At 65.3% G+C, this 26614-nt stretch carries 22 protein-coding genes; 10 read left to right on the forward strand and 12 right to left on the reverse strand.

What is annotated here, in order from left to right; translation table 11 throughout:
* Positions 1-32: 32 nt before the first annotated feature.
* The 5 genes from MXC99_RS06275 to acs all read right to left on the reverse strand — a co-directional run bounded on the left by MXC99_RS06275 (position 33) and on the right by acs (position 7775).
* Complete coding sequence (locus MXC99_RS06275) at positions 33-2255, reverse strand: 3'-5' exonuclease (RefSeq protein ID WP_247724633.1); 2223 nt, start codon at positions 2253-2255, stop codon at positions 33-35.
* 3 nt (positions 2256-2258) lie between these two features.
* Positions 2259-2627, reverse strand: a complete 369-nt coding sequence (locus tag MXC99_RS06280; RefSeq protein WP_247724634.1) for a response regulator transcription factor — start codon at positions 2625-2627, stop codon at positions 2259-2261.
* Between the two features lie 31 nt (positions 2628-2658).
* On the reverse strand, positions 2659-5403 hold the full coding sequence (locus MXC99_RS06285; protein ID WP_247724635.1) for a sensor histidine kinase: 2745 nt from the start codon (positions 5401-5403) through the stop codon (positions 2659-2661).
* 13 nt (positions 5404-5416) lie between these two features.
* Positions 5417-5614 (reverse strand): hypothetical protein, encoded by a 198-nt coding sequence (locus MXC99_RS06290; protein ID WP_247724655.1) that lies wholly within the window; start codon positions 5612-5614, stop codon positions 5417-5419.
* 196 nt (positions 5615-5810) lie between these two features.
* Complete coding sequence (gene acs, locus MXC99_RS06295; RefSeq protein ID WP_247724636.1) at positions 5811-7775, reverse strand: acetate--CoA ligase; 1965 nt, start codon at positions 7773-7775, stop codon at positions 5811-5813.
* Positions 7776-8051: 276 nt separating this feature from the next.
* Here acs and MXC99_RS06300 point away from each other — a divergent pair, with 276 nt between their 5' ends.
* A complete protein-coding gene (locus MXC99_RS06300) occupies positions 8052-9584 on the forward strand; it encodes a fumarate hydratase (protein ID WP_247724637.1) in 1533 nt (510 codons plus the stop codon).
* Positions 9585-9646: 62 nt separating this feature from the next.
* Here the strand turns inward: MXC99_RS06300 and MXC99_RS06305 are convergent, their stop codons facing one another.
* The gene (locus MXC99_RS06305; RefSeq protein WP_247724638.1) at positions 9647-12742 is read right to left on the reverse strand and encodes a putative bifunctional diguanylate cyclase/phosphodiesterase; all 3096 of its coding nucleotides are present in this window, start codon (positions 12740-12742) and stop codon (positions 9647-9649) included.
* Positions 12743-12933: 191 nt separating this feature from the next.
* Positions 12934-15300, reverse strand: coding sequence for a phosphoenolpyruvate synthase (ppsA, locus tag MXC99_RS06310; RefSeq protein WP_247724639.1), 2367 nt, complete (start codon positions 15298-15300; stop codon positions 12934-12936).
* A 128-nt stretch (positions 15301-15428) separates the two neighbouring features.
* Here ppsA and ppsR point away from each other — a divergent pair, with 128 nt between their 5' ends.
* The 3 genes from ppsR to msrB all read left to right on the forward strand — a co-directional run bounded on the left by ppsR (position 15429) and on the right by msrB (position 17990).
* Positions 15429-16262: a posphoenolpyruvate synthetase regulatory kinase/phosphorylase PpsR gene (ppsR, locus tag MXC99_RS06315; RefSeq protein ID WP_247724640.1), complete on the forward strand. Its 834-nt coding sequence runs from the start codon at positions 15429-15431 to the stop codon at positions 16260-16262.
* A gap of 144 nt (positions 16263-16406) precedes the next feature.
* Positions 16407-17576: a DUF2863 family protein gene (locus MXC99_RS06320; RefSeq protein ID WP_247724641.1), complete on the forward strand. Its 1170-nt coding sequence runs from the start codon at positions 16407-16409 to the stop codon at positions 17574-17576.
* Positions 17577-17579: 3 nt separating this feature from the next.
* Positions 17580-17990 carry a peptide-methionine (R)-S-oxide reductase MsrB gene (msrB, locus tag MXC99_RS06325; protein WP_247724642.1) on the forward strand — a complete coding sequence of 137 codons (411 nt, stop codon included), beginning with the start codon at positions 17580-17582 and terminating at the stop codon, positions 17988-17990.
* 95 nt (positions 17991-18085) lie between these two features.
* Here msrB and MXC99_RS06330 read toward each other — a convergent pair whose 3' ends face one another.
* The 4 genes from MXC99_RS06330 to MXC99_RS06345 form a co-directional block, all read right to left on the reverse strand.
* Positions 18086-19267, reverse strand: coding sequence for an acetyl-CoA C-acyltransferase family protein (locus tag MXC99_RS06330; RefSeq protein WP_247724643.1), 1182 nt, complete (start codon positions 19265-19267; stop codon positions 18086-18088).
* 28 nt (positions 19268-19295) lie between these two features.
* Positions 19296-20225: a CobD/CbiB family protein gene (locus MXC99_RS06335; RefSeq protein WP_247724644.1), complete on the reverse strand. Its 930-nt coding sequence runs from the start codon at positions 20223-20225 to the stop codon at positions 19296-19298.
* A 76-nt stretch (positions 20226-20301) separates the two neighbouring features.
* Positions 20302-20985, reverse strand: a complete 684-nt coding sequence (locus tag MXC99_RS06340; RefSeq protein WP_247724645.1) for a CoA pyrophosphatase — start codon at positions 20983-20985, stop codon at positions 20302-20304.
* A gap of 30 nt (positions 20986-21015) precedes the next feature.
* Positions 21016-21174 carry a hypothetical protein gene (locus tag MXC99_RS06345; protein WP_247724646.1) on the reverse strand — a complete coding sequence of 53 codons (159 nt, stop codon included), beginning with the start codon at positions 21172-21174 and terminating at the stop codon, positions 21016-21018.
* 180 nt (positions 21175-21354) lie between these two features.
* Here MXC99_RS06345 and MXC99_RS06350 point away from each other — a divergent pair, with 180 nt between their 5' ends.
* The 5 genes from MXC99_RS06350 (at position 21355) to MXC99_RS16925 (ending at position 25984) form a co-directional block, all read left to right on the forward strand.
* Positions 21355-21924, forward strand: a complete 570-nt coding sequence (locus MXC99_RS06350; RefSeq protein ID WP_247724647.1) for a GspH/FimT family pseudopilin — start codon at positions 21355-21357, stop codon at positions 21922-21924.
* Entirely contained in the window at positions 21918-22541 is a 624-nt protein-coding gene (locus MXC99_RS06355; protein ID WP_247724648.1) for a prepilin-type N-terminal cleavage/methylation domain-containing protein, read from the forward strand. Before MXC99_RS06350 ends, MXC99_RS06355 begins: the two co-directional genes overlap by 7 nt.
* An 8-nt stretch (positions 22542-22549) precedes the next feature.
* Positions 22550-23923 carry a pilus assembly PilX family protein gene (locus tag MXC99_RS06360; RefSeq protein ID WP_247724649.1) on the forward strand — a complete coding sequence of 458 codons (1374 nt, stop codon included), beginning with the start codon at positions 22550-22552 and terminating at the stop codon, positions 23921-23923.
* A 23-nt stretch (positions 23924-23946) separates the two neighbouring features.
* Entirely contained in the window at positions 23947-25506 is a 1560-nt protein-coding gene (locus MXC99_RS06365; protein ID WP_247724650.1) for a type IV pilus modification PilV family protein, read from the forward strand.
* 88 nt (positions 25507-25594) lie between these two features.
* Positions 25595-25984, forward strand: coding sequence for a type IV pilin protein (locus tag MXC99_RS16925; protein WP_282100136.1), 390 nt, complete (start codon positions 25595-25597; stop codon positions 25982-25984).
* A gap of 67 nt (positions 25985-26051) precedes the next feature.
* Here the strand turns inward: MXC99_RS16925 and MXC99_RS06380 are convergent, their stop codons facing one another.
* The gene (locus MXC99_RS06380) at positions 26052-26318 is read right to left on the reverse strand and encodes a hypothetical protein (protein WP_247724651.1); all 267 of its coding nucleotides are present in this window, start codon (positions 26316-26318) and stop codon (positions 26052-26054) included.
* A 60-nt stretch (positions 26319-26378) separates the two neighbouring features.
* Here MXC99_RS06380 and MXC99_RS06385 point away from each other — a divergent pair.
* The coding region (locus MXC99_RS06385; protein WP_247724652.1) for a hypothetical protein at positions 26379-26614 on the forward strand (236 nt) is incomplete at its 3' end.

The raw sequence follows: 26614 nt of genomic DNA on the forward strand, positions 1-26614 counted from the left end.
CCACACCCGCGGACTGGAACGGACACTCGTCATCAGTAGCGGATCCGCGCGTAATACGATTTTTCCGCCGCCTTGCGGGCGTCGCGCAGGGTGTGGATGCCCATGTCGGCGAGCAGCGGGACCAGCTTCAGGAACACTTCGGCGGTGACGATCGCATCGCCTAGCGCAGTGTGCCGGCCGACGATGGTCAGGCCGAGCCGTTCGGCAATGGCCTCGAGGCGGTGCGAGGCCTGCTGCGGGTGGACCACCGCCGACAGCAGCAAGGTGTCGAGCACCGGCTGGTCGAAGCGCAGCCCGGTCTGCGCTTCCTTGAGCTGCAGGAAGCGCATGTCGAAAGCGGCGTTGTGGGCGATCAGCACGGTATCTGCAGCAAAGGCGTGGAACGCGGGCAGCACCTTGTCGATCGTGGGCTGGCCATGCAGCATCTCGGCGCTGATGCCGTGCACCTTGGCCGACTCGGCGCTCAGCGCCCGCTGCGGGTCCACCAGTTGCTCGAAAGACTCGCTGCGCAGCAGCTTGCCATTGACGATGCGGGTGGCGCCGATCTGGATGATCTCGTCGCCCTGCGAAGGGTTGAGCCCGGTGGTCTCGGTGTCGAACACGGTGAAGGTCAGCTCGGTGAGCCGCCGCTCTTCGAGTTCGTGCGATTTTTCCGACCAGGCGAAGAGGTCGAAATCGTAGTATTCCGGCCGGCCTTCGCCGCGCAGGTGGATCCCGGACTCGAGCACCTCGCGGGGGGCCGCTGCCGGCAGCAGGATGCGGAAGAAGGCGCGGTGGCGGACCTTCTCGCGCTCGAGCCACATCTCGCCATCATGGCGGTCGATGACGTCGCGCACCGACAGCGGACTGCTCTCGCCCTCGAAGCGCATCGACTCGAGTTCCCAGCCCATCACCGTCTCGGTGCTCATCGCCTGCCCCGACCAGATCAGGTCGAGGTGGGCGAGGCGGCCCGCGGCGCTCAGCCGGAAACGCACCTCGCGCACCCCGAATTCATCGGAGAGGCGGCTGGCGAGGTAGGTGATGGCCTGGATCAGCGAGAAGCTGTCGACCTTCACCCACAAGCTTACGTCGATGTCCTCGAGCTTGGTCGGCAAGCCGATGCACTGTTCGATGCGGCGCTGGGCCGCCGCGATCAGGTCGGCGCCGAGCATGTCCTCGAGTGGCCAGCGCACTTTGAGCGCGTCGGCGAACTCGGTTGCGGTGCGGTCCAGGCGCGCGCTCATCGCCTGCACCTCGTCGCGGATCACTTTGCGAAAGCGGTCGCGCAGGTCGTCGGAGAGGTCTCCGTACTCGAGCATCTCGACCGCAGCCCGCACATTGGCGAGCGAGGCCCGGTTGCCTTCGGTGAGTTCGTGCAGCATGCGGTCGCGGCGCGACTCGACCTCGAAGTTGCGGGTGATGTTGTCCAGCATCAGGATGAAGCCGGTCAGCACCCGCCCCGTATCCTCCCCCTCTTCGGGCCGAGCTTCGCTGCCCTGCCCGGACACCGCGTGCGCGGGCTCGGGCTCGGCGGTCGACAGCACCGGCGCCATCTGCACCCGCAACAGCTGGCCGGCGCGGGTCGTGGTCACGAAGTTGGCCTGCACTTCACTGTCGCCACGGCGCAGTTGCACCTGGATCGTGTCGAGCGCGTGGGCGATCAGGTTGCGCTCGAACACTGCATAGATCGAACGCCCGAGGCCGATCAGCTCCCCCCCGCCGGCCACCCCCGGGGCTTCGGACAACGCCCGGAACTGAGTGCGCGCACGCTGGTTGTAGAGCAGCACCCGGCCGTCGAGATTGCACACCACCACGCTCTGGGTCAGTTCGGACATCAGCGCGGCGAGGCGGTTTTTTTCCAGCTCGAGCGACTCCTTGGCACGCCCGATCTGCGCCTCGACATCGACCATCAGCGCATCGCGCTGGCCCGCCAGCTCGTTCGCCGCCTGGGCCAGGGCCTGGACTTCGGGCGGCCCCTCGGGCTGGACCCGGAAGCCCCTGTTCGCCCCCAGCATCAGCCCGAGGTGCTCGGCCATGCGCAGCAGACCCTGGACGTACTGCCGGAACAACATCCGCACCACGCCTACGCCGGCAGCGAAGCCGAGCGCGGTGAGCACGAAGCCCAGCGTCAGATGCGGACTCAGCACCTGCACCAGCAGCGCCCGCCCCGACTCCTGGGTTTCCGTCCAAATGATCAGGGCGGTGAGCAAGAACGGACCGGTCATCAGCAAGAACAGCACGATGACCGCGAAGGCAAAGCGCACGCGCGCCGGCATCGATCAGGACTCCAGCAGGCTGCGCACCTTGTCCACCAGTTCCCTGGTCGAGAAAGGCTTGGTCATGTAGGCATCGGCCCCCAGGGCGAGCCCCTTGGCGACCTCGGTGTCGCGCCCCTTGGCGGTCAACATCAGCACGCGCACCGCAGCCAGCGTCGGATCGGCCTTGATCTCCTGGCACACTTCGAAGCCGCTTTTTTTCGGCATCATCACATCGAGCAGCACGAGATCCGGGCGCTCGGCACGAATCCTCCGCACCGCCTCCTCGCCGTCGTGGGCGATCGACACCTCGAAGCCTTCGCGCTTCATCAGGAATTCCAGCGAAATGACGATGTTCTGCTCATCGTCAGCGATCAGAATCTTCTTGTGCATGCACTGTTTCCCCCCTCGGCATCATTCTAAGTCATCCGCCATCGGACGCAGGCGCCAGCGGCAGTTCGAACGAAAAGCGCGCACCTTCGCCGGGCACCGACTCCAGCCACAGGCGGCCGCCGAAATGCTCGACGATCTGCCGGCTGATCGGCAGGCCCAGTCCGGTGCCTTGCGGCCGCGAGCGCTCGTCGCCGCCCTGGCGGAATTTCTGGAAGATCACCGGCTCGAGCGCCGGCTCGATACCCGGCCCGTTGTCCTTCACCTCGACGCGGACATGGCGGCTGTCGCAGCTCAGGCGCACGTCCACTTTCCCCGTGCCCGCGGGCACGAATTTGGCAGCATTGGACAGCAGGTTCAGCATCACCTGCAGCAGGCGGTCATGATCGGCGCGCAGCAGCGGCACCGCATCGGGCACCGACACCCGCACTTCGGCGCCGCGGTCGCGAAACAGTTGCAGCGTGGCTTCGACCGAATGGTTCACCAGTTCGCGCATGTCGATGTCGGTGTTGTGCCACTCGGCATGACCCGATTCGATTTTCGCCATGTCCAGGACCTGGTTCACGAGCCGGGTCAGGCGCACGGTCTCGGACACGATGATGCCCAGGAAGCGCTGGCGGTCGGCAAGCTCGATCCCGGGATCATCGACCATCATTTCCGAAAGCGCCCGGATCGAAGTCAGCGGCGTGCGCAGTTCATGGGTCACCGACGACATGAAGTCGTCCTTGAGGCGGTCGAGTTCCTTGAGCTGTTCGTTGGCCGCGCGCAGTTCGGAGGTCGCCACCTCGAGAGCACGCGACTTCTCCTCGAGCTCGCGCGAGTAGGCACGAACCTGCGAGGCCTCGTCGAGAATGTCCATGACCTCGCCCAGGCCGAGGCGCTCTTCCTGCACCACGGTCGCCACCATCACCCGCGCCGAGGCGCTGCCGATCGCGCCGGCGAGCAGGGATTCGGCGAAATGCACCAGTTCAGGATCGGCTCTGAGCTGCTCGATGTGCTCGACGCCGTGCGCCCGGGCATAGGCGCCGAACGCCTCTTCGGTGCGGCGCTGGCCGAGAAAGCGCGCAACCAGCGGCAGCAGATCACGCACTTCGGCGCCGCCGCGCCAGAAGCTCGCCGGCGGCGCCGCACCGCGCCGGAACACATCGACGAACAACGCGCCCTGGGTCGCCTCCGAACCGGTCGGCACGCGCAACAAGGATACGATCACGTAACAGCCGATATTCGCGAACAGGCTCCAGAACAGCGCATGGCTGATGTTGTCCCAGCCGCCGATGCCGAACAGTTGCTCGGGCTTCAGCCACCACAGGTCGAACAGGCCGTATTCGAGAAAACGCGCATCGAGCCAGCCCGACTTGGCGAAAGACGGCAGCATCAAGGTGTAGCCCCACACCAGGAAGCCGGCGAGCAGGCCGGCGAACGCCCCTTCGCGCGTGCCGCCCCGCCAGTACATGCCACCGAGCACCGCCGGGGCGAACTGCGCCACCGCGGCAAAGCTGATCAGGCCGATGCTGACCAGGGCATAGGCCTCGCCGGCGAGACGGAAATAGAGGTAGCCCAGCAGCAGCACGCCCAGGATCGCCCCGCGCCGGATCCCCAGCAGCAGGCCGGTGAGATCGCGCTCGCGGGTCAGGTCCAGCCGCCGGCTGCGCAGCAGCATCGGCATCACCAGGTCGTTGCACACCATGGTCGACAGCGCGATCGCCTCGACGATGACCATCCCGGTCGCTGCCGACAGTCCGCCGACGAACACGAGCAGCGCCAGGGCGGCGTTGTCGTGTGCCATCGGCAGCGTCAGCACGAACGTGTCGGGGTCCACCGTGCCCTGGCCGAAATGCAGCAGGCCGCCGAGCGCGATCGGGACCACGAAGATGTTGATCGCCAGCAGGTAGGCGGGAAAGACCCAGGTCGCGCGGCGCAGGTGCTGTTCGTTGACGTTCTCGACCACCGCGATCTGGAACTGGCGCGGCAGGAAGATGATCGACAGCATCGCCAGCAGCACGTGGGCGAACCAGCCGCCGTACCCTAGCCGGCCGGCGCCGTCGAACACGAGCAGCGTCCCGAGTTCGGGCCGCGCCATCGCGCGCGCATACAGATCGGCAAAGCCGTCGTACAGCCAGTAGGTCACGTAAACGCCTACCGCGAGGAAGGCGAGCAGTTTCACCACCGACTCGAAGGCGATCGCCGCCACCATGCCTTCGTGGCGTTCGGTGGTGTCGAGGTGGCGGGTGCCGAACAGGATGGTGAACGCGGCCAGCGCGAGCGCGATGTAGAGCGTGCTGTCCTGCCACCAGGCGGCACTCGCGGCCTCGACCCGGAACACGATATCGTGCTCGCCGATCATCAGCGCATAGGCGCTGGAGATCGCCTTCAGCTGCAGCGCGATGTAGGGCACGATGCCGATCACCGCGATGATCGTGACCAGACCGCCGAGCAGGTGGCTCTTGCCGTAGCGCGAAGCGATGAAATCGGCCACCGAAGTGATGCGGTAGCTGCGGGCGATGCGGATCATCTTCAGCACCACCAGCCAGGCCAGCGTCAGCCCCAGGGTCGGCCCCAGGTAGGTGGGCAGGAACCAGATCCCGCCTGCCGCAGCACGCCCGACGCTGCCGAAGTAGGTCCACGCAGTGCAATACACCGCCAGCGAGAGGCTGTAGACCCAGGGATTGGCAATGATCGAACGCCCCTGGTCGGCGCGGCGGTCGCCGAAATACGCGATCGCGAACAGGATCAGCAGGTAAGCGAACGAAGCTCCGACGATCAGCCAGCCAGGCAGCATCGAGATCTCCGGCTCAGCGCGCGCCGCGCTCGACGATCCAGGCCACGACCACCACCAGGCCCAGCCACATTCCGAACAGATAGACGTGGAGCAGCGGCAGCCCGAACACGCTCAGCGGCCGGTCGAACAAAGACAGCAGCGGGTAGTTCAGCAGCAGCAGGCCGGCGATGAACACCGCCACCAGGCGCTGCCCGGCAAGTCCCTTGCGCATCATGCAGCTCTCATGACGTCCGCCGCGGTAAATGCTGGACGAAGGCGCCGCCCGCTCTTGTCGGCGGATTCGGCGCTTCGCACCGACAGGGGGCGCGCAGGGCGCGCCCGGTCTCCCTCCCCTTCCGGCCCGGCGGCGTGGCCGGACCTTCTCCTGTCACTCCTCATGCCGGGCGAAGCCCCGCCCGGCGCGGCGATCAGCCCTTGAGCTGTTCGAGGATCGCCGGGTTTTCCAGCGTCGAGGTGTCCTGCGTGACGTCCTCGCCCTTGGCAAGCTGGCGCAGCAGGCGACGCATGATCTTGCCGGAGCGGGTCTTGGGCAGGTTCTCGCCGAAGCGGATGTCCTTCGGCTTGGCGATCGGGCCGATCTCATGGCCGACCCAGGTCTGCAGTTCCTTGACGACCTTCGCCGCCTCCTCGCCGGTCGGGCGCGGCCCTTTCAGCACCACGAAGGCCACGATCGCCTCGCCGGTGACGTCGTCCGGACGGCCGACCACGGCCGCCTCCGCCACCTTTTCGTGCGCCACCAGGGCCGACTCGATCTCCATCGTGCCCATGCGGTGGCCGGAAACGTTGAGGACGTCGTCGATGCGGCCGGTGATGGTGAAGTAACCCGTCTCCGCATCGCGGATCGCACCGTCGCCGGCAAGGTAGAGCTTGCCCTTGAAGTCGTCCGGGTAATAGGTCTTCTTGAACCGCTCGGGGTCGCCCCACACGGTGCGGATCATGGCCGGCCACGGCTTCTTGACCACCAGGATGCCGCCCTGCCCCCAGGGCACTTCGGTGCCGGTTTCGTCGACCACCGCGGCGATGATGCCCGGGAAGGGCAGCGTGCACGAACCCGGCACCATCGGCGTGGCGCCCGGCATCGGCGTGATCATGTGCGCGCCGGTCTCGGTCTGCCAGAAGGTATCGACGATCGGGCAGCGGCCGCCGCCGACATTCTCGTAGTACCACTCCCAGGCCGCCGGGTTGATCGGCTCGCCGACCGAGCCCAGGATCCGCAGACTGGACAGGTCGTACTGCTTGGGATGCACGGCCGGGTTGTTGTCGGCGGCCTTGATCAGCGAGCGGATTGCGGTCGGCGCGGTGTAGAAGATGCTGACCTTGTGGTCCTGGATCATCTTCCAGAAGCGGCCGGCGTCCGGGTAGGTGGGCACGCCCTCGAACACGATCTCGGTCGCGCCGCAGGCGAGCGGACCGTAAGTGATGTAGGTGTGGCCGGTGACCCAGCCGATGTCGGCGGTGCACCAATAGACGTCGTCGGGCTTGATGTCGAAGGTGTACTTCATCGACAGCACGGCATGCAGCAGGTAGCCCCCCGAGGAGTGCTGCACGCCCTTCGGCTTGCCGGTGGAACCCGAAGTGTAGAGAATGAACAGCGGATGCTCGGCCTCGACCCACTCCGGCTCGCAGGTTTCCGACTGGCCCGCGACCACGTCGTGGTACCAGCGGTCGCGCCCCGCGACCATGGCGGCATCGGCGCCGGTGCGCTTGACGACGATGACATTCTTCACCGAATCGCAGCCGCCCAGGGCCAGCGCCTCGTCGGCGATCGGCTTCAGCGGCAGGGCCTTGCCGCCGCGGAACTGGCCGTCGGCGGTGATCACCGCCACCGCACCGGCGTCCTCGATGCGGTCGCGCAGGGCCTGGGCGGAGAAGCCGCCGAACACGATCGAATGGGTCGCGCCGATCCGGGCGCAGGCCTGCATCGCGACCACGCCTTCGATCGACATCGGCAGGTAGATGATGACGCGGTCGCCCTTCTTGACCCCCATGGCGCGCAGGGCGTTGGCGAGCTTGCCGACGCGGGCGAGCAGATCCTTGTAGGTGACGCGGGTGACTTCACCGCCGTCGGCCTCGAAGACGATCGCGACCTTGTCGCCGAGACCGTTATTGACGTTGCGGTCGAGGCAGTTGTACGAGACGTTGAGTTTGCCATCGGCGAACCACTTGAAGAAAGGGGCGTTCGACTCATCGAGCACCTGGGTGAAGGGCTCTTTCCAGTCCAGCAACTCCTTGGCGCGACGGCCCCAGAAACCTTCGTAGTCGTCCTCGGCTTCCTTGCACAGCGCGCGGTAACCGTCCATGCCGGACACTGCGGCGTTCCTGACCATTTCCTGGGGGGGGGTGTAAATGCGGACTTGCTGCTCGTTTGACATGCTCGCCTCTCCTCAACGATTCGAATGGTTGAAGCTGACCCTCACGGGTCCGGCTGGTTGGTTCCAGCCTTGAACGGGCCTGGGCGACACGCCCACCGGGAGACGGTCGCGGTAAAGCCCTGGATGTGCCGGCATTTAAGGGCATTTATCTTACACAGGACTTACACCGCCCCACCCGCGACGGGCGCGGCGGCGCGGTGCTAGAATTCCGCTCCTTGGCGGACCCCGGTCCCGCCGCACCATTCTGCCCCCTTGTCATCCCGGAGACCAAGCGCCATGACGATGATTCGCGAAGAAGACCTCATCCAGTCGATTGCGGATGCGTTCCAGTACATTAGTTATTATCACCCGCTCGACTACATCAAGGCACTCGGCGAAGCCTGGGAGCGCGAGGAAAGCCCTGCCGCCAAGGACGCGATCGCGCAGATTCTGACCAACTCGCGCATGGCGGCCGAAGGCCATCGCCCCCTGTGCCAGGATACGGGCATCGCCGTGGTCTTCCTCAAGGTCGGCATGAACGTGCAGTGGGACGCGAAAATGAGCGTCCAGGACATGGTCAACGAAGGCGTGCGCCGCGCCTACACCAACCCGGACAACAAACTGCGCGCCTCGGTCCTGCTCGACCCGGCCGGCGCCCGCATCAACAGCAAGGACAACACCCCGGCCGTAGTGCACTACGAGATCGTGCCCGGCGACGGCGTCGAGGTGATCTGTGCGGCCAAGGGCGGCGGCTCGGAGAACAAGACCAAGATGGCGCTCCTCAACCCCTCCGACTCGATCGTCGACTGGGTCCTCAAGACGGTGCCGACGATGGGCGCGGGCTGGTGTCCGCCGGGCATCCTCGGCATCGGCATCGGCGGCACACCGGAAAAGGCGATGCTGCTGGCCAAGGAGTCGCTGATGGCGCCGGTCGACATCCACGAACTGCGCGCCAAGGCCGCCGCCGGCGCCGCGCTGACCCGCGCCGAGGAACTGCGCCTGGAGCTGATGGACAAGGTCAACGCGCTGGGCATCGGCGCCCAGGGCCTGGGCGGACTGACCACCGTGCTCGACGTCAAGATCCTCGACTACCCGACCCATGCCGCGAGTCTGCCGGTGGCGATGATCCCGAACTGTGCCGCCACCCGCCACGTGCATTTCCACCTCGACGGTTCCGGCCCCGCCCACCTGCCCACGCCCAGGCTCGAAGACTGGCCGCAGATTACCTGGAAGGCCGACACCAACGTCGCCACCCGGGTAAACCTCGACACCCTGACCAAGGAAGAGGTCGCCTCCTGGAAGCCGGGCCAGATCCTGCTACTCAACGGCAAGATGCTGACCGGGCGCGACGCCGCGCACAAGCGCATCCAGGACATGCTCGAAAAGGGCGAGAAACTGCCGGTCGATTTCACCAACCGGGTGATCTACTACGTCGGTCCGGTCGACCCGGTGCGCGACGAAGTCGTCGGCCCTGCCGGCCCCACGACCGCGACCCGGATGGACAAGTTCACCCGGATGATGCTGGAGCAGACCGGGCTGATCTCGATGATCGGAAAATCCGAACGCGGCCCGGTCGCGATCGAGGCGATCAAGGACAACCGCTCGGCCTACCTGATGGCGGTCGGCGGCGCCGCCTACCTGGTGTCGAAGGCGATCAAGGAAGCCAGGGTGGTCGGCTTCGAAGATCTCGGCATGGAAGCGATCTACGAATTCACCGTGCAGGACATGCCGGTGACGGTCGCAGTCGACGCCCAGGGCAGCAGCGTGCACAACACCGGCCCGCGCGAATGGCAGGCCCGGATCGGGAAGATCCCGGTCAGCGTCGCCTGAGCGCCCCCCGCTCGCTCCTCCGGCACCGGCGCCGCAAGGCGCCGGTGCCATTCGGAACGGATTCAATTCGGCCCCCATTCCGCCCCTCCCCGGCGTGCATCGACCAGACGCTGGATCCGCGCATGCACCGTACGCAGCTGTCTGCGGGCAAGATCGAGGGCGCGCACCATCCCCGCACGATCCTGCCTCCAGTGGCACTCGAGCAACGCCCCGACACGGGCATACAGCAGGCGGCATTGATCCGCGATTTCATGCCCGCCCCGCCCCCCGCTCCCGACCTGCAGGCGCTCCAGCCACTGCAGCAGGCGCCCGTCACGAAATACCGGCGGCGGCGGAGTGCACGAATCGTCCGCGACCCACGCTGCAAGCCGGTTCATCATCGCGCGCTGCTCCACCTGGGCGCGCAGGAGCACGGCGTAATCGTGCTCCACCGGGTGGCGGTCGCGCCAGGCGACCGGCAAGGACCAGGCCGCTGCCCACAAGGGCACCGCATCGCCGGCCAGCGGGCGGCTGATGCCGTAGCCTTGCCCCAGCTCGCATCCCAGTTGCAGTAAGAGCTTGCCGTGCTGCACGCTTTCCACGCCTTCGGCGATCACTTCGCGCCGGAATGCGTGCGCCAGCCCCAGGATCGCTTCCAGGATGGCCAGATCATCGGGATCCTCAAGCATGTTGCGCACGAAAAGCTGGTCGACCTTCAGCTTCGCCGCCGGCAAGCGCTTCAGGTAGGCGAGCGAGGAATACCCGGTGCCGAAGTCGTCGAGGGCGAACGACACGCCGATTCCGGCACACTCTTCGACGATCCGCGATACCTGGCTCATGCTCTCGAGCGCGCTGGTTTCGAGCACCTCGAGTTCCAGGCTGCCCGCCCCCAGTTCGGGATGCGCGATCAGCATCGACTGCAGGCGCGGCATGAAATCCGGCGACTGCAGATGGCGGGCGCTGATGTTGACGCTGACCTGCACTTCGAAGCCGACCCGTTTCCAGCGCCCCATCCGCTCCAGCACGTTCTCGATCACCCATTCGCCAAGCTCGACCGACAGGGGATGGTCCTCGAGCACGGGAAGGAAGGATGCCGGCTCCAGTTCGCCCTGCTCGGGATGCCGCCACCGGATCAGGGCTTCGAGTCCGCTCAGCAGGCCGGTGCGCATATTCACCTTGGGCTGGTACAGGAGCATGAACTCGCCGGCTTCCAGCCCCTGGCGGATACGCGCCAGGCTCTCGTGGCGGCCGCGCTGGCAACGGTCCTGGGCAGTATCGAAAATGTGGTAGCGGTTCTTGCCGGCAAGCTTGGCCTGGTACATCGCCAGGTCGGCCTGGCGCAGCAACTGGTCGGCATCGACCTCCTCGCTTTGCGGATACAGCGTCAGACCGATGCTGGCGGACACTTTCAGAACCCGCCCGCCTGCCGGAACGCTCTGCGCCACAGCCGACAGCAAGCGCTGGATCAGGTGCAGGCCGGCTTCGAGATCGGCAAGATCGACCAGCACCGCGACGAACTCATCGCCTCCCAGGCGTGAAACGCTGTCGCCCTCGCGCAACACGGCCTTCATCCGCGTGGCCAGAACGGTCAACAGCTGGTCTCCTACGCGGTGGCCGTGCACGTCGTTGATCGCCTTGAACCCATCCAGGTCGATATAAGCCACGGCCAGCTGCTGCCCGCGGCGCCGCGCCTGCACCATGCCGCGCTGCAGCCGGTCGTGCAGCAGCACCCGGTTTGGCAGCCCGGTCAGCGCATCGTAATGGGCGATGTACTCGAGCTGGGACTCGTGTTCTTTCTGCGCCGTGACATCGTTCAGCGTCCCTGAAATGCCGACGATGCTGCCGCCCGTGTCGGTGATCGAGCGGGCATTGACCTCGACCCAGCAGAACCCGCCCCCGATCCGCAAATAGCGCACGACCAGGCAGCAGGCCTGGACTTCGCGCCGGATCAGGCGCTCGAACCAGGCACGGTGCTGCTCGCGGTCGTCGGGATGGACGTAATCGAGAAAGCGGGTTCCCAGGGTCATGCCTACGCGATGACCGGTGACGTCCGCCCATGCGCTATTGAGAAAAGTCCAGCAGCCGCCGGCATCGGTCTGAAAGATGACCTCCTTCACGCTCTCCACCACCAGACGGTAGCGCGCCTCGCTGTCGCGCAGGGTGTCGTGCGCACGCTTGCGCTCGAGCACTCCGGTGATGGCGTTGCCGGCGAGGGTGAGCAGCGTCTTTTCCTCGTCCGACCAGACCCGCGCGGTACGAACGCTATCCAGTCCGATGAAGCCGATGAGCCGCCCTTCGGCCGCCATCGGCACCGCGAGCAGCGACTGAATCGATTGCGAAGTCAGGATCTTGCGGTCGAGACCGTTTTCGTCGGCAAGGTCTTCGACCCGCGGAATATCGACGATCTCGAAGCGCCGCATGCGCCGGCTGAACATCAGCCGGTCGTCGAACGGGATGCCCTGCAGATTCTGCCGCTGCGGCTCGATGCCCGGCGCGCACCACTCGTGCGTATTGTCGACCGCCCCGCCGTCGGCCGTCAGCTGGAACACATAAACGCGGTCGGCGGCGGCAAACACGCCGATTTCGCCCAGGGCGTGAGTGAGCACGGCATCGAGTTGCTCCGGGCAGGCGAGGATGAGCTCGGAGGCCACCCCCGACACCAGGCGCTCGAAGGCGACACGCCGGGTCAGGGCCGCTTCGGCGCGTTCACGCTGCATTTCGGCGCTGACCCGGTCATCGAAGAGCTCGATCAGGGCACAGACATATCCGCAGTCGCGCAGCGGACGACGCCCCAGGCCGACGATCAGGCCGAGCGCGCTGCCGTCGCGGGCGAAAAGCGGCACCCCGCAGTAGGACTCGATGCCGTTCGCGGCCAGTTCCGGGTCATCGGGAAAGCGCGACGCCACCCCCGCGGGGTGGATGCAGGTCGCCCAGCCGACCACCTCGGCACAGGGCGTGCCTTCCAGGCGGTAGGAATACGGCGCCAGCGGTTCGCCGAAGGCCCAGCCCGCAACCACCGCCACGGTCTCGCCACCGGGCTCGAGCCGCCCCACGCACACCCTGTCGAGTTCGAGCGCTTCGGCCAGGTGCCGGCACACCGCCTGATAAAAAGCCGTGCCCGAAAGCAGCGCAAAATGGCTGGCAAGACAGTCGAGCGCCTGCATCTTGGCGTGCAGCAAGCCCCTGTCCCGGCTGGCAGCACCGCACGATTGTTCCGATTGCGCCCGCGGATCATCACTCATCATGAACCAGCCCGTTCAAGGACGGGCACATTATGCGCTCGTTCCGGCCTGGTGCATTATCGCCACTGCAGACGAAAAAACCGCCCCGAAGGGCGGTTCAGCTGCCATCTGCGCCGCTGTGACCAGCCTTACTGCTGGCGGTGCGCGGCGAGCTTGAGCCAGGTATCGACCACGGTGTCGGGGTTCAGCGAAATGGTCTGGATGCCTTCGTCCATCAGCCACTCGGCGAAATCCGCATGATCCGACGGCCCCTGGCCGCAGATGCCGACATACTTGCCGAGACGGTTTGCCGCCTGGATCGACATCGACAGCAGCTGCTTCACCGCCGGGTCGCGCTCGTCGAAGGCATGCGCCACCAGGCCCGAGTCGCGGTCCAGGCCCAGGGTGAGCTGGGTGAGGTCGTTGGAGCCGATCGAGAAGCCGTCGAAGTGCTGCAGGAACTGCTCGGCCAGGATCGCGTTGGACGGGATCTCGCACATCATGATCAGCTTCAGTTCATTGACGCCGCGCTTGAGGCCGTGCTCGGCGAGCAGCTCGACCACGCCCGCCGCCTCTTCGACGTTGCGCACGAAGGGGATCATGATCTGCACGTTGGTGAGGCCGAGTTCGTTTCTCACCTTCTTCATCGCCGCCACTTCCATTTCGAAGCAGTCGCGGAAGCTGTGGGCGATGTAGCGCGAGGCGCCACGGAAGCCGAGCATCGGGTTTTCTTCTTCCGGCTCGTAGATCTCGCCGCCGAGCAGCTTGCGGTACTCGTTCGACTTGAAGTCGGACATGCGCACGATCACCGGCTTGGGGTAGAAGGCCGCGGCGATGGTGGCGACGCCCTCGACCAGCTTCTCGATGAAGAACTGCTTGGGCGTGGCGTAGCCGCGCGAGCGGCGGTTGATCTCGTCGCGCAGGCTGGCCGGCACCTGGCCGAGGTCGAGGATCGCCTTCGGGTGGATGCCGATCATGTTGTTGATGACGAACTCCAGGCGCGCCAGGCCGACGCCGCCGTTGGGAATCTGCGCGAACTCGAAGGCAAGTTCCGGATTGCCCACGTTCATCATGATCTTCACCGGAATCTCGGGCAGGTTGCCCATGTCGGTGGTAATGACCTCGAACTCGAGCTTGCCCCGGTACACGTAGCCGGTATCGCCCTCGGCGCAGGACACGGTGACCGATTCGCCTTCCTGCAGCACTTCGGTGGCGTTGCCGCAGCCGACGATCGCCGGGATGCCGAGTTCGCGGGCGATGATCGCCGCGTGGCAGGTGCGCCCGCCGCGGTTGGTGACGATCGCGCTGGCGCGCTTCATCACCGGCTCCCAGTTGGGGTCGGTCATGTCGGTGACGAGGATGTCGCCGGCCTGGACACGGTTCATCTCGGAGGCATCGCCGACGACGCGGACCACACCGGCGCCGATCTTCTGGCCGATCGCACGGCCGTGGGTCAGCGCCTTGCCGTACTGCTTGAGACGGTACTTCTCCATCACCAGGCCGCTGTCCTGGCTCTTCACCGTTTCCGGGCGCGCCTGCAGGATGTAGAGCTTGCCGTCATCGCCGTCCTTGCCCCACTCGATGTCCATCGGCCGGCCGTAGTGCTGTTCGATGATCACGGCGTAGCGGGCGAGTTCGAGCACATCGGCGTCGGTGAGCGAGAAGCGGTTGCGATCGGCTTCGGGCACATCGACGGTGCGCACCGACTTGCCGGCCACCGCCTTGTCGGTAAACACCATCTTGATCAGCTTCGAGCCCAGATTGCGGCGGATGATCGCCGGCTTGCCGAGCGCCAGCGTGGGCTTGTGCACGTAGAACTCGTCCGGGTTCACCGCCCCTTGCACCACGGTTTCGCCCAAACCGTAGGAAGCGGTGATGAACACCACCTGATCGAAACCCGATTCGGTGTCGATCGAGAACATCACCCCCGAGGCCCCGGTGTCGGAACGCACCATGCGCTGCACGCCGGCCGACAGCGCCACGTCGGCATGGGCGAAGTTCTTGTGCACGCGGTAGGCGATGGCGCGGTCGTTGTACAGCGACGCGAACACTTCCTTCATCGCGTGCAGGATGTTCTCGTAGCCGTGGATATTGAGGAAGGTCTCCTGCTGGCCGGCGAAGGAGGCATCCGGCAGGTCTTCCGCAGTCGCCGACGAGCGCACCGCGAAGCTGCCCTCGCCCTCGGCGGTGATCGCCTCGTAGGCGGCCTTGATCTCGGCTTCGAGCTTCGCCGGGAACGGCAGCTCGACAATCCACTGGCGGATCTGTGCGCCGGTTTTCGCCAGCGCATCGACGTCATCGACGTCGAGCGCGTCGAGCGCGGAGTTGATACGATCGGCAAGGCCGCCGTGGGCGAGGAACTCCCGGTAGGCCTCGGCCGTAGTCGCGAAACCACCCGGAACCCGAACGCTGGCAGGCAGCTGGCTGATCATCTCGCCCAGCGAGGCATTCTTGCCGCCGACCTGTTCGACGTCGGTCATGCGCAGTTCGTTGAAGGGGATCACGTAACGGGTCATGGGTGGCCTTCCGAAAATTTTGGATAGAAAGCAAAATGCAATTCTAACGTTTTTTTGTGCTGCGCCGCACCGCAGGGTTTGCCCCAATGCCGCAGCAAACCGGATGCCCCAGCCACAGGACAGACACCATGAGCGACACTCGCCCGCGCACCATCTTCTTCGTCTCCGACGGCACCGGCATCACCGCGGAAACCCTTGGCCACAGCCTGCTCGCCCAGTTTCCCGAGCGCAGATTCAAGCAAATCCGCGCCCCTTTCGTGGACAATCTCGACAAGGCCATCGAGTGCGCCAGTCAGATCCGCGAGGCCGCGGCCGAAGACGGCGTGCGCCCGATCGTGTTCAGCACCCTGGTCAACGAAGACAGCATTGCTGCACTGCACCAAGCCGACGCCCTGTTCCTCGACCTCTTTGAACGCTTCATCGGTCCGCTCGAAACCGAACTGGGCGAACGCTCCACCCACGCCGTCGGCCGCTTCCACGGCATCGCCGACAGCATCAACTACAAGCACCGCATCGAGGCGATCAATTTCGCCATGGCCCACGACGATGGCATCTCCAGCGACGGTGAGCTGGCCGAAGCCGACGTCATCCTGGTCGGCGTGTCGCGCTCGGGCAAGACGCCCACCAGCCTGTACCTGGCGATGCAGTTCGGCGTCAAGGCGGCCAACTACCCGCTGATCCCGGAAGACTTCGAACGCAACAAGCTGCCGGGAGAGCTGCACCGCTACCGCAACAAGCTCTTCGGCCTCACCATCGCCCCCGAGCGCCTGTCGCAGATCCGCCAGGAACGGCGTCCCAACAGCCGCTATGCCGCACTCGACAACTGCCGCTACGAGATCGAAGCGGCACATAAGCTGATGCGCCGCGAAAACATCCGCTGGCTGGAATCCACGGCCAAGTCCATCGAGGAAATCTCGGCGACCATCCTCCAGACCATTCGCCTCGACCGTCCCGGCTTCTGACTCTCCAGAGCCTCTCCGGGCGGGGCGCGGACTCGACTCCTGTACCTAGCGCCCTTCGCCGGCGCGGACACGTCCTTCGGCTAGAATACGGGTTCACGCGGGCCGGGCTCGCCCCGCCCGCCTCGAACAGCAACAGGACATTCCATGAAAAGAACGCGCATCAAGCGCCGGGGCGGCCTCGGTCGTATCGCCGAACAACTCGTCTGGCTCGCCAACGGCCTGGCCGACTCGGGCAGCCGGGTCGAAGACCGGTACTGGGACCAGCAACTGGCTGCCGACCTTGACGAGGCACTCGCGCACGGCGAGGAAAGCGCCCTCAATGCCGCACTCGACCACCTCTACGGCACCGGGCCGCGGGCCTACGACGAGCTTGCCGACCAGATCGAATCGCGGGCCGAATGCGCCGCGGGCACCTTCGATGCGCACGAAGTCGTCCTCATCGCTGCACCGGTACTCGCCTGGTCGCGTTATCGCATTCCCGCCACTTCGATTCCGCCCGCGGTACTCGCCAATCTGCGCGTGCATCTCCAGGCCCACGTGCTGGCAAAAGGGGCACGGCTGTCGGTCGCCGATTTCCTCTTCAGCCCCGACCAGCTGCCGCAGGGCTATTGCGCCACGACCGAGTTCGCCAAAGCGATCGGCGGCGCGGCGCTCGACGACCACGACTTGCATGTCGACACCGAAGGCATGCCCGAGACCGCGCAGTTCCTGTCCGACACCCGCTACCTGCTCGCCGCGGTCGCCGTCCCCCACGGCCAGGCCCTGTTCCGCTGGCAGGAAGCCGACGGCAGCCGGGAAACCGCGCGCGACCAGTGGCGCACCCAGGGCGGCGCCTGTCTGGCGCCCCTGCTTCCGGGCTGCGCCATCGAACTGGTCCTGCCGGAATCCTATTTCGCCGCCAGCCGCACCGCCGACACCGATAGCCGCCCGTACTCGGTCCGCGCCTCGGTCGCGTTCCTCGCCACCACGCTGGAAACTCCGGCGGCCAATCTGCGCGCCGTGATCGCGCCGTTCTGGGAGCAGGATCTCGAGGAATACCGTATCGGTCTGAGCGTGCGCGGGCACGAGCAGGTCGTGCATGGGGTCGTCTGGCCCCTGCTCGGTGCCGAAGACGAAACCACCGACGGCTCTGCGCAAATCGAAGCCGTACTGCGCGAATCCGGGGTCAGCGACATCGTGACGCTCGACCACCAGTTTCCGCTCGAGTACTGCGACGACTGCGGCGCCCCCCTCTACCCTTCCGCCGAAGGCGAAATCGTCCATGCGGAAATGCCCGAGGGACATTCGGAACAGATGCCGCGGCATCTGCACTAGACGATGAGCCGCAAGATCGAAAAAAGCGCCGCCGAATGGCGCGCCCAGCTCACCGACCTGCAATACCGCGTCGCCCGGGAAAAAGGCACCGAGCCCGCCTTCAGCGGCGCGTACTGGGATGTCTGGGACAAGGGAGAGTACCGCTGCGTGTGCTGCGGAGCGCCGCTGTTCCGCTCCGAGCACAAGTTCGATGCCGGCTGCGGCTGGCCCAGCTTCTGGACGGCGGCCGAGCCCGGCAACATCGACACCGCGGTCGACCGCAGCCACTTCATGGTGCGCACCGAAGTGCTGTGCCAGCAGTGCGGCGCCCACCTCGGCCATGTCTTCGAAGACGGCCCCCAGCCCACCGGCTTGCGCTACTGCATCAACTCGGCATCGATCAGGCTGGAAAAGGATCCGGCCGCGGAATCCTAGCGCGCGCCGCGGGCCACCTCGAAAACAGGCCGCATAAACGGAAAAACCGCGCAAGCCTTGCAGCCGCGCGGTTTTTTCGTGGGTGGAAAGTACGCTTACACGCGTTCCCACACCGTGGTGATGCCCTGGCCGCCGCCGATGCACATGGTGGCGAGGCCATAACGGCCGTTGCTGCGGATCAGTTCGTGGAGCAGCTTGGTGATGATCACCGCGCCGGTCGCGCCGACCGGGTGGCCCAGCGAAATGGCGCCGCCGTTCGGGTTGACCTTGCTCGCATCCAGCTCCAGGCCACGATTCACCGCGATCGACTGGGCGGCGAACGCTTCGTTGGACTCGATCACGTCGATTTGCTCCAGCGTCAGCCCGGCGCGCTGCAGCGCGAGCTTGGTGGCGGGAATCGGCCCCTCGCCCATCACGTCGTTCGGCACCCCGGCGATGGCATAGGAAACCAGGCGGGCGATCGGCTTCTGGCCGGCCGCGGCGGCTTTGGCGGCATCGGCCAGCACCAGGAAGGCGGCGGCGTCGTTGATCCCGGAGGCGTTGCCGGCGGTGACCGAGCCGTCCTTTTTGAACGCCGGCTTCATCTTCGCCAGCGCTTCCAGGGTGGTCATGCGCGGATGCTCGTCGGTGTCGAACACCACGGTACCCTTGCGGGTTTCGAAGGTGATCGGAACGATCTGGCTCTTGAAACGGCCGTCGGCGATCGCCGCCGCCGCACGCTTTTGCGATTCCAGCGCGAACGCGTCCTGCTCTTCCCGCGAGATACCCCACTTGGTGCACAGATTCTCGGCGGTGATCCCCATGTGGCCGACACCGAAGGGATCGGTCAGCACCGCCACCATCGCATCGATCGCCTTCGTGTCGCCCATGCGTGCGCCACTGCGCAGGGTCGGCAGCAGATAGGCACCGCGCGACATCACTTCCACGCCGCCGCCGACGGCGTAGTCGGCGTCACCCAGCATGATCGCCTGCGCGGCGCTGACGATGGCCTGCTGCGCCGAACCGCACAGGCGGTTCACCGCGAAAGCCACCGAATCCATCGCCATGCCGGCGTTGACCGTCGCCACGCGGGCAACGTACGGATAGCGGGAGTCGGTCGGAATGCAGTTGCCAACGGCGGCAAAAGACACGGCCTTCGGGTCGACGCCGGCGCGGGCGAACGCTTCCTTCGCCACCACCGCGCCCAGTTCGCAGGGTTCCATGTCTTTCAGCGAGCCATTGAAGCCCCCCACCGCGGAACGAGCCGCACTCAGAACAACGACTTCACGATTTGCCATTACCAGCTCCCTATCAGGAAAAAGGGCGTTACCTGCCCACCCACCCGGCCGCGCCGAGCAAGGCAAGCAGGAACAGACACACGAGCAGTACCCGCCATACTAGGCCTACTGTGCTTTGCATGTGATCGACGTTTGCATCGTCGCCCAAGCCCATCTCGGGCCGGTCGACGATTGCGCCGGATTCATGGACCGGCATGCCGAGGCGTACCCCCAGCGCGCCGCCGCCACAGGCAATTAGTATAGCCGACGACCTCTCCGGCCACAGCACCGCCTGCGAACGCCAGCAGTAGATCGCATCCTCGAAATTGCCCATCACCGAGAACACTGCCGCGGTCAGGCGCACCGGCGCGGCATCGATGAAATCGAACCCACGCTGGGCGAACCCTTTACCCGCACCCTCCCCGGCAACACGCCCCCAGGCGTCCGGCTCTTCCGCCAGGAACCGCGCCAGCCGGTACATCAGCGCACCGCTCGGGCCGGGCAGAAGCACGAACCAGAATCCCACACCGAACACCGTGCGATGTGCCGCCACCAGTGCCTTTTCGATCGCCAGCCGGGCGATTTCGCTGGCGCTCGCATCCGGATACTGGCTGCCGCGCCACTGTCCCAGCAGCGTGCGGGCACGATCGATCTCGCCCAGGCGCAAGGCGACGTGAATCTCGGTGAAAAAACGGCTTTCCTGGCGAAAGCCCATGGCCGAATACAGCACCACGACATTAAAGCCGAAGGCGAGTGCCGGATGCAGTTCCCACAGCAGCCAATACCCCAGCGCAGAACCCAGCGTGCCCGCAGCCATCACCGCGAGCCATATTGTCCGGGTCGCCCGCGGCGGTGCGTCGCCGCAGCGTCCGCCGAGCGTGGCCATCCCCCTACCCAGCGGAACGAGCACCCAGCGCCGTACCGGCAATGGGCGCGCCTGCTCCAGCAGCAGTGCGAGGATCAAGGTCAACAGCGTCATGTGGGGTGGGAACGGAAAACGGCCAGCGGGTGCATGCAGGACGAAACGGCGCGGAAGATATCACAAAGCCCGGCGCTCACCCTTCGTCCCGCACCGGCATCGCCGCCTCCCCGCGCAGGGCCCGGTACAGAGACATCAGGATTCCCGCGGTCGCGCCCCAGATGTAGTACCCCTTGTACGGCATCGCATGGTAATAGCGCAGGTGTCCTTCATAGACCATGCTGTGGCGCTGGTGGTTGGCCGGATCGAGGAAATGCGACAAGGGCACCTCGAACGCCTCGGCCACCTCGAAGGCGTCGAGCTTCAGTTCGAACGGCGGATGGACCAGCCCCACCACAGGAGTGATCCGAAAACCCGTACCGGTGAAATAGTCCGGCAGCGCACCGAGCAACTCCACATGGCCGCTGTAGAGGCCGATCTCCTCCTCGGTCTCGCGCAAGGCGGTGTCGACTGCGGAAGAATCGTTTTCTTCGACCCTGCCTCCGGGAAAGCTGATCTGCCCGGGGTGGTGGTGAAGGTGCGCGGTGCGCTTGGTCAGGAGCACCGACAACTGGGTCGCGCGCACGACGACGGGAACCAGGACGGCCGCCGGTGTATGCGTCCCAGTGTGCTCGACGCCGAGCCAATCCCCCTGCCCACCCCCGCGTACGGCGGCGGAGAGCGATGTTTTCAAGTCGCCGATCTCGACGAAGAGCGGATTCGAAGCAGGTACCTGCATTTTCATGGACCGGCAAAAAGCGGCATTCGCCGCGAAGATCATGTACCAACGGCAGAAGAATACTCAATCGTCTCAGCGCGCGAAACGCAGGGCATGCCCGTCGTGCTGCCACTGGACACGATCAAGGAAACTCATTCCCAGCAACGCATGCGGCAGTTCGGAATCGGGCACGAGGGCGTCGACATCGCACGGGTACAGATCCATCACGGTGCCGGCATGCTCGGCAAGCACCGCATTTTCCCCGGCGGTTGCGCGCGAAGATGGTGCACAATACCCCGGCGCGAAAACCAGCGACAGGCCGCCCGACCGGGAATGGAAAACGGCGTCCTGCCTTCGAACACCACCAGGCGGAGACATTGTCCCCCGCTCGCGCACCCGAGGGATACCGGAAACCGGACAGGAGTTCCGTAGATGAATCAGGCCTCGCGGCGAAGCATTGCCCCTTGTTCCGCGTTCGCGGGCTTTTCCCTCGTCGAATTGATGGTCACCGTCGCCGTTCTGGGCATCATCGCCGCCATCGCAACACCGTCGATGGTGGACATGATCGACAGGAAGCACGCCCTCGGCGCCACCGAAGAAGCCTATTCACTGCTGCACATGGCGCGCTCCGAGGCGATCAAGCAGTCGCGCACCATACGGGTCACGGTGGGTGAAGGCGCCGCAAGCAGCTGGTTGATCGGCCTATCCGACGGCGACGACGCGTGCACGGGAACGAGCGACTGCAAAATCCTCGAAGGCGCAGCGGGTGTGACCCGGATGAGCGATCCCTCCCGCTATCCCGGCGTCAAACTGGAAGCAAGCTTGGCAACATTTACGTTCACCTCCCGCGGACTCGCCGGCGGCATCGCTGCGGACGGCGCCACGCTGGATTTCACTTCACAGCGCGGGTGGACGGCGCGCCTCGCCCTCAACCCGATCGGCCGCATCCGCCTCTGCTCGCCATCCGCCACGAAGAATGCCGGGGGCTACAAGCCATGCTGAAAGAAAAATGCGTGCGCATGCTTCACCCGGAGCAGGGCGTTTCACTGATCGAGCTGATGGTCGGCCTGCTCATCGGCCTTCTCGTCGTCGCCGCGGTCGGCGGCGTGTATGTCTCCACCACCCGCAGCAGCGCGGACATCCTCGCCGCAAACCGACTCAACCAGGAGGTCCGCGCCATCACCGAGCTGATGAATTTCGAAATCCGACGGGCCGGATTCGGCCTCGATGCGGGCGAGGAATCGGTCGCAATCGATGACAGCGGCAGCTGCATCGTCTATCGCTACCAGTTCGGCGGCAGCGAACGCAATGCCGGTTTTCGCCTCAATGCAGGCCAGATCGAATTGAAGGACGGCGGGACGCTCGAAGACTGCTCCAGCGGCACCTGGGCAGCGGTCACCGACTCGAGCATGGTCAACATCACCGCCCTCGACTTCGATGCCAGCGGATCGGCATGCTTCGATCGAATCACCAGCGACGCGATCGATTGCAGCGATCTTGTTTCCGGCGTCCTCGTCCGGCGCATCACGGTCGAAATCGCGGCCCAGCTCACTGCCGACCAGAGCGTAGCGGTGCAAACCCGCGACACGATCCGCGTGCGCAACGACAGGGTGTTCTGAAACGAAACATGGAAGCCAACACGATGCCCGTTTCGAGCCTTGTTCATCGCGCACCAACGGCCCCACGTGCGCAAGAAGGGGCGATGGCCCTCCTGTTCTCGGTCGTCATCCTGCTGATATCCACGCTCACCGTCTTCGTCGCCTCGCGCTCCACCCTCTCCGAGCAGCGCCTGTCGGCCAATGAGGCGCGGTCGAGGGCCGCGTTCGAGCACGCCCAAGGCGGCCTCGATTACGCCGTGGGCGAATTTGCCGGAGGCCTCGACATCACGTCCGTCAGCCGCCCGCTGGCCATGGGGGGCGAAGTTCCGGAAGGTCTGGCGGCCCGCGTCCGCGTTGCATTCTGCTCCCCCGCCGCAGCCGATTTCAGATGTGCCGACACGCCCGATGCGGTGACGCCGATCCAGAACTGCCAGCCGCCCGCCGGCGAATACCTGCTCCAGCCCTTCGCCGTCGCCTGCGGCTGGAGCGACGACGATTCCGCCCGCCACATCGTCGTCCAGCGTCTCAGCGGCACCCCTGCATTTCCCTCCGGCGCGGTAAACAACCCGCTCTCGACGCCGGCCTCCGCCGGCATGGGCGGCAGCTTTACGGTCGTCAACTATTTCAACAACCTCACTTACTGGGCCGGCGGCAGCCTCGATTATGGCAACGCCACCGTGAAGAGCTTCATTCGCAATCCTGGCAGCACACCGACCAATTACAGCGATGACAGTGTCTATCCAGGCGAATCGGACATCTACAAAAGCTATCAGCTGGCCGATGCCCTCGGTGATCAATGCGCGGTCATCACCGATGAAAGCGACCGCATCTACAACAACAAGTGCAAGGCGCCGACCAACAAGAGCACCACCCATTTGCTGCAATCGACCGACAAGGGCGCCAATGCCAATACCATCGGCGCCGACGTCGTCGACAAGGACATCAACCTCGCCGCGCTGTCCGAAGCGGACTTCTTCCGCCAATTCTTCGGCCTCGACAAGGCCGATTACAAGGACAGCGTCGCCAGCCAGGTCCTGACCCCGGGCGAGGCCGCCGATAAATTTGCCGATGGGGCGCACGGAGAGGTCATCTGGGTCGACGGCAACCTTACCCTGTCCGGCAACGAACCGATCGGCTCCATCGACCGCCCGGTGGTCCTCGTCGTCGATGGCGATCTTGCGCTCGGCGCCGGCATCGACTTCTACGGTGTGGTCTACACTTCAGGCAGCCTCAGCGGCAATGCAAACGGCAATATCTACGGTGCCGTCCTGGCCCATGGCGGCACCACCAATCTCAATGGCAACCCGACCATCTTTTACGACGAGGCCGTGCTCGGCAACACCATGAAAGTAGGCCGCCGCACGGTCATCCCCGGATCGTGGCGCGACTGGTCCATCGAATAAGCCGCGCCAGCGCAGGAGCCCCCATGCTGATCCATCACCATCTACGCGGCATCGCACTGCTCGAGGGACTGATCTCGGTGGTGGTCCTCTCCGTCGGCATCCTCGCCCTCGGCAAGCTCGACGCCCACATGATGGGCGCCGCCGGCCTCACCAAAGCCAGAGCCGAGGCCGCCCAGCTGGCGCAGGCCGAAATCGAAACGCTGCGCACCCAGGTGTTGAAGACCAGCTTCGACGGTATCGGAGATGAGACAACGACCAATGTAGCGGGCAAGAACGCACTATTTACCGTGCTGCGGACGGTGACGGACCTGAGCGCTACCTTGAAGAGCATCGACGTCACGGTCAGCTGGGTTTCACCCGCGGACGGCGGTACCGACAACGTCACCGTTAGCACCCTGCTCAACTGGTCGGACCCGGCACTTCTGATCCACCTCGAGGAAGGCGTCCCCGGCTATGACAATGCCCTACGTCCGCCGATCGGCGTCGCCCGACGGCCTGCCGTCCCGATCCAGCGCGAAGCCGGCGACCCCGGCGTCTACAACGATGGCGACAAGCGCGAGCTGCGGGACGCCGAAGGCAACGTCCTGCTCATTCTCGACCCGATCGCCGAAGACAACCCGCGCGAATTCGCCACCATCAGCGGGCGGGTGTACTTCGACTTCGCCCGGCTGAAGAACACTTTCAGCGCCGCCAACGTTTTCGTCGCCAGCACGGCAGAAGGACACTGTTTCCCCAGCACCACCGCCAGCATCTCGCTGACAGCAGTTTCATCCAGCCTGAAATATTACGATTACATCTGCTACGTCGGCGAAGGCTGGTATGCCAACATCGCCATCCAGAATCTCGACAACAACGAAGTGAACGTGTGCGTCGGCGACCCCACCTTCACCACCAGCCCGAGCATGAACTACTGGACCACCCTGCCGATGGCCCAGCCCTCGTCACGCCGGGTGTACCGCGGCTACAAAACCCTGGAGGGCTCGCCGACCGGTTATTTCATCACCGGCATCGCCAACGGCGGTGAGTATCCCGAAGACGGGATGCCGAAGCCGTCGCACTTCAGCAGCTACAGCACGTCGTCGACAACGCAGAACTACTTCAACCACCACTTCCTGATCACCGACCTCAAAGGCCAGGACAGCTGCCAAAGCGTGATGGGCGAATTCAGCACGCACTTCCACAAGAATGCCGGCGCGGCCCTGTGCCTGTCGCCCGACGACAGCCCCGCAGACGACAAGTGTCCCAAAATATGGCCGGGCTGGCCCACCTTCATCGGCGCCGGTGCCGGCGATTTCGGCAGCACCGACGGCGACGAAGATGGCGGCTCCGATGAGTCGACCGGTACCTGTAGCGGAACGGTCAGTGGCAGCACCGAGAGCTCGGGCGCGAAGGTCAGCGCGACAAGTTCGGTTGAAACCGTCGAGTGCGCGACCAGCGGCGGGAAGATCAAGAACTACACTTGCGGAATCACTGCCGCACCGGGCTCGGTGGTCACCATCAGCCAAACTTCAGGCAATACCACCACCACAAAAACCCTGGAATCATTCGCCTGCAACGCCATCAACGAACTCAACTTCCCCTGAAACCGCTGGCGGATCGGAGCGCTGGCTCGACGGCCTTGCGGTCACCGCTTGAGCCTACTCCGATCTGCCCCAGCCCGCCGAGCCTGCGATGAATGCCCGTCTGAAACAAGCCGCCTTTACCCTCATCGAGTTGATGGTGGTGGTCGCCATCATCGGCATCCTGTCCGTGATCGCCTACCCGAGCTACATCGAATATGTCCAACGCGCGCGCCGCGCCGATGGCCAGGACGCCATCCTCCGCGTCCAGCTGGCGCAGGAGAAATGGCGTGCGAACAACGCAAGTTATGGGAGTCTGGACGATCTCGACATTCCGGCAGAATCGTCAGAGGGGTATTTCACCCTTGCGCTCAGCGACCCCAGCGCAACCGGCTATACGGTGACGGCAACCAGCACCGAGCAACTGGCCGGCGCCTGCCACACCCTGACCCTGACGATCTCGACCACGGGGGAAGCACGTTCGCCAGCTGGATGCTGGTGACGGTCAGGGCCCACCGCGCCGATCGGTCCGCACACGACGTGCATGCGACAAAACCCGCACGCACGGTCTAACGTTCGCTCCAGATTCTGTCGTCAACGGGTTCGAACTCGGGATACGCGATGTCGTGCTCCAGCAGCAGGCGGACGATCGTCTTCGCGTGCTCCGGGGGGAAGCCCTGACGCTGGCCGTCGCGGGTATCCATGATCAGGCTGGAAAGATAATTACGCCCGTCGCGGGTTCCCCACATTGCGCTGATGCGCGGCACCAGGTGGGGAAAACGCTCGAACAAGGCCGTCGTATCGACCTTCGGGCCGGCGCCGGATGTGCTTTGCATGGTGTGGAGTGTGCCAAGGGTGGAAAAACGCGACCATTCTCAGCCCTCCCCTACCGGACAGTGAGCGAATACTTCACGATTCCGGATCGAAAGCAGGGGGAGCGCACCTTCGCGCAATACATGAGGACACCCGAACCGGTGTTCCGAACGAGACCTTCCGCTCCCGGCAAGCCCGGGGGCTTCAGCAGGGCTCCCGCAGCTACGCGTTCATCATTAATCGTCACCATCCTCGTCGTCCTCGTCCGGCGCCTCGAAACCGAGCAGCGCAGCGCGAAACTCATCGGACGTCGCCGCCA

This window comes from Thauera aromatica (assembly GCF_023093595.1).
Lineage (GTDB): Bacteria > Pseudomonadota > Gammaproteobacteria > Burkholderiales > Rhodocyclaceae > Thauera > Thauera aromatica_A.